Below are 3,543 nucleotides of genomic sequence, written 5' to 3'. Positions count from 1 at the left end.
TTAGCGAGATAATCATTAACCTTATTACCTCGTTTGTTCCAAAGGTTTCCTTGGGATTTAGTAGTGCGTGTGATATTTTGTTTATCTTTAATTGATTGCAATTTGCTATTCTGCTTATTACTACCTTGGTTTATTGATTTAAGTTTTTTACCGTCAATAATAAAAGCTTTGCCAGAATTTGTGGTGCAAGTGCATAAGTTGTCTACGCCTAAATCAATTGCAAGTGTATTCTTTTTATTTAAACTACCTTTGAACTCCTCTATTTCATATATCCATTGGATTTCAAAGAACCTTGAATTGTTTCTGGGTAGTATTATGATTTTTTTAATTATTTTAGTTTTTAGGTTTGGAGGAATTGTAATCTCAACTTTGCCATAAAGGCTTTTGAAAGCGGTAGACATTGGTACTGAAAATTTATCAGTAGCAACATTGAATTCACAAAAAATAAGTTCAAATAAGCCATCTTTAGGTAAATAACCTGGCATTCTAATGTCGCTAAATTTGTATTTACCTGCTTTTGATAATTTAAGCAATGCAAAAAATGACTTAAAACTTGCATCTACAACTTTCATTATTTGCTGGGCTGAATTACAATTAAGTATTTCATAGTTTTCATTAGTTTTGCAAACATGATAGTTTTTAATGTAACTTAAGAACTTCTTTTCAGTAAAATAATGTTGACGAATACTATACAATGCTACATTGTACATGTTTTTAGATAAAATACATAGTTGTTTAAGTGCTTTATATTCCTTAGCTGACAAATCTTTAAGTTGTTGTTTTTGAACTCCGTACAAGATTTCCTTTTCTACTTTTTTTGAACTGTTAGTCATTGAAACTCCTCCTTTCATTAATGTTTTATACTAATATTATGTCCAAATATCGATGAAAATATGAGTATATTCTCTACTAATATTATACTTGTAAGTAATTGCTTTAGTTTTATAAACTGCCATAAGCTAGACGAAATTCACCACCCGCCTATAGAGGATGGGCGTATTCTTTCGAAACAGGATAGAAAATATGTAACCGAATAACAAATTTATGATTAACGAAAAAAATGTGTTAAAATGAGTATATATTAAATAAAAGGCTTTATGAGAGGGGATTTTAGTAAATGGCAATTTTGGTATGTGGTGGTGCAGGTTATATTGGTAGTCATATGGTCGCTGAACTTTTAGAAAAAGGCGAAGAGGTAGTTGTTTTAGATAATTTTCAAAAGGGACATCATGATGCATTAATGGGTGGAAAGCTATACTGTGGAGATTTAAGAGATGATGTTATACTTAACAAAGTTTTCACTGAGAATACTATAGATGCAGTTATAGATTTTGCAGCAGATTCATTGGTAGGGGAGAGCGTTGTAGAACCTTTAAAGTATTTTGAAAACAATATTGGTTCTACAGTTAATTTACTTAAGGCTATGCGTGATCATAAAGTTAAATACATAGTTTTCTCATCAACTGCAGCAACTTATGGCGAACCAGATAATATTCCTATACTTGAAAGTGATAAGACTTTTCCTACTAATCCTTATGGAGAGTCAAAGCTTTGCGTTGAGAAAATATTAAAATGGTGTGATAATGCTTATGGTATAAAATACACTGCTTTAAGATATTTCAATGCAGCAGGCGCACATGTAAGTGGAAAAATAGGAGAAGATCATAGACCAGAATCTCATTTAATACCTATTATTCTTCAGGTAGCACTTGGACAAAGAGAAAAGATCATGATATTTGGTGATGATTACAAAACAGAAGATGGTACTTGTGTTAGAGATTATGTTCATGTTAGTGACCTCGCTAGTGCTCATTTACTCGCAGTTAAGAGACTTAGACGTGGAGAAGATAGCATTACTTGCAATCTTGGAAATGGAAAAGGATTTTCTGTTGCGCAGGTTATCGAAGCAACAAGAAAAGTTACTGGTATTAATATAAAGGCTGAAATGGCACCTAGACGTGCAGGAGACCCAGCAGTACTTATAGCTTCTAGTGATAAGGCTAAAGAAGTTCTCGGATGGGAACCTAAATATGCTTCTCTTGAAACTATTATAGAAACTGCATGGAATTGGCATAAAGGTCATCCACAAGGATACATTAAATAAGAGGGTATCCTTATGAAGTTTCTCCTAGGTGACTTGAAAGGAGAGTTTGAAACATGAAATTGCATTAAGGATTCTAATGTTTTGCCCAATATTATATTATCTAACGCTCACACTCGACGTCATGTCTCGGGTTCACTAGCCTGACTTCCTGTCAGGCTTACGAGAATATAATATTGGCAAAACAAGAATTCCTAAATGAAATTTCAATTGTTTCTACATCTCTCCTTTCAAGTCATTCACGGAGAAAATTGATAATGTATTGTTGTGTAAGGGCAAAGGAAAGTTTGAAACATGAAATCTCATTAAGAAATTCTAATGTTTTGCTTACGTAAAATTCTCTTTCGCTCACATTCGGCATACTGCCGGTTCGCTAGCCTTCCTTTCAGGAAGTCTCACGAGGATTTTACATTCGCAAAACAAGAATTTTAAATGAGATTTCAATTGTTCCTGCACCTCTTATTTCAAGTCACTCCGAGAAAATTCATATTAGGATGGGTCTAGAGGGGACTGTGTACAAAAGACGATTTAATCTTAGTCCCAAAGTCTTTTAGCCGGTAGGCTGTCGTTTTACTAATTAATAAAAAGATAATTAGTAAAAAAGATAATTAAATGAGATTCCAGTAGTTTTAGAAATTCTCGCTTCAAGTAACTATGGAGGATTTTTATACTATTATATATTCATATTAAAATTGGTCTAGAGGGATGGTCTATATTCATAATAGCTCAAAAGTCCCTTAGATGATAGGCGGTCGCATTGTTATATACTAAATAATCTATGAAAACATAATTGGTTAAAAAAGAGTTTGTAAAACTCATATAAACAAAAGTTTTATAGGGTTCCGCAGTTTTAGTTTTATAACTGGGCTGGTCCAAGATAAAACGCACAGTTTAATTGTGTTCACGGAAGGATAAAAGCCTGGGAGATATTCTACAATATCACTTTGGTTTTTATTTTTTTCTTATTATTAAGGGCGAATTTATGAAGTATTAATAAATATTTAAAAATTTTATATAAGATGAGGAGAATGATAATTATGCAATGGGTGTCTTTAGTTATAGCAGGATTTTTTGAGATGGGTTGGGCTATAGGACTTAAATATTCACAAGGATTCTCAAAGCTTGTACCGAGCGTATTTACGATTTTTGGAATGATAGCAAGTTTCTATTTTTTGTCGTTGTCATTGAAAACTCTTCCTATAGGAACTGCATATGCAATTTGGACAGGGATTGGTACGGTTGGTACTGTGATTTTAGGAATTATATTATTTAAAGAACCGGTAAATGCAATGAGGATGGCTTGCATTGGATTTATAATAATAGGAATTGTGGGATTAAAATTGGTGTCACCTAGTTAAGGTGTTTCTCCTGGGTGACTTGAAATAAGAGTTTGAAACATGAAATCTCATTAAGAAATTCTAATGTTTTGCTTACGTAAAATT

Annotated in this window: 3 protein-coding genes and 1 riboswitch; of the genes, 2 read left to right on the top strand and 1 reads right to left on the bottom strand. The window is 32.6% G+C overall.

All coding sequences use genetic code 11. From position 1 onward, the window contains the following. Window positions 1-833: transposase (locus Q0649_RS20890; RefSeq protein ID WP_298846407.1), on the bottom strand; the 833-nt coding region annotated here is incomplete at its 3' end. A gap of 284 nt (window positions 834-1,117) precedes the next feature. On the opposite strand from Q0649_RS20890, the gene galE reads away from it, so the two are divergent. Continuing rightward, window positions 1,118-2,104 (top strand): UDP-glucose 4-epimerase GalE, encoded by a 987-nt coding sequence (gene galE / locus Q0649_RS20885; RefSeq protein ID WP_298846403.1) that lies wholly within the window; start codon window positions 1,118-1,120, stop codon window positions 2,102-2,104. 820 nt (window positions 2,105-2,924) lie between these two features. After that, window positions 2,925-3,029: riboswitch (guanidine-I (ykkC/yxkD leader) on the top strand. Window positions 3,030-3,138: 109 nt separating this feature from the next. Continuing rightward, window positions 3,139-3,459, top strand: coding sequence for a quaternary ammonium compound efflux SMR transporter SugE (sugE, locus tag Q0649_RS20880; protein ID WP_298846401.1), 321 nt, complete (start codon window positions 3,139-3,141; stop codon window positions 3,457-3,459). Window positions 3,460-3,543: the final 84 nt, after the last annotated feature.

Origin of the sequence: uncultured Clostridium sp., assembly GCF_937920395.1 — a bacterium.
Taxonomy (GTDB): domain Bacteria; phylum Bacillota; class Clostridia; order Clostridiales; family Clostridiaceae; genus Clostridium_AD.
Note: the sequence above shows the minus strand (reverse complement) of the source record. Positions and strands in the feature narration are given on the sequence as shown.

Coding starts and splice junctions, on each gene's coding strand:
- sugE (WP_298846401.1), top strand. CDS start 3,139: ATGCAATGGGTGTCTTTAGTTATAGCAGGATTTTTTGAGATGGGTTGG.
- galE (WP_298846403.1), top strand. CDS start 1,118: ATGGCAATTTTGGTATGTGGTGGTGCAGGTTATATTGGTAGTCATATG.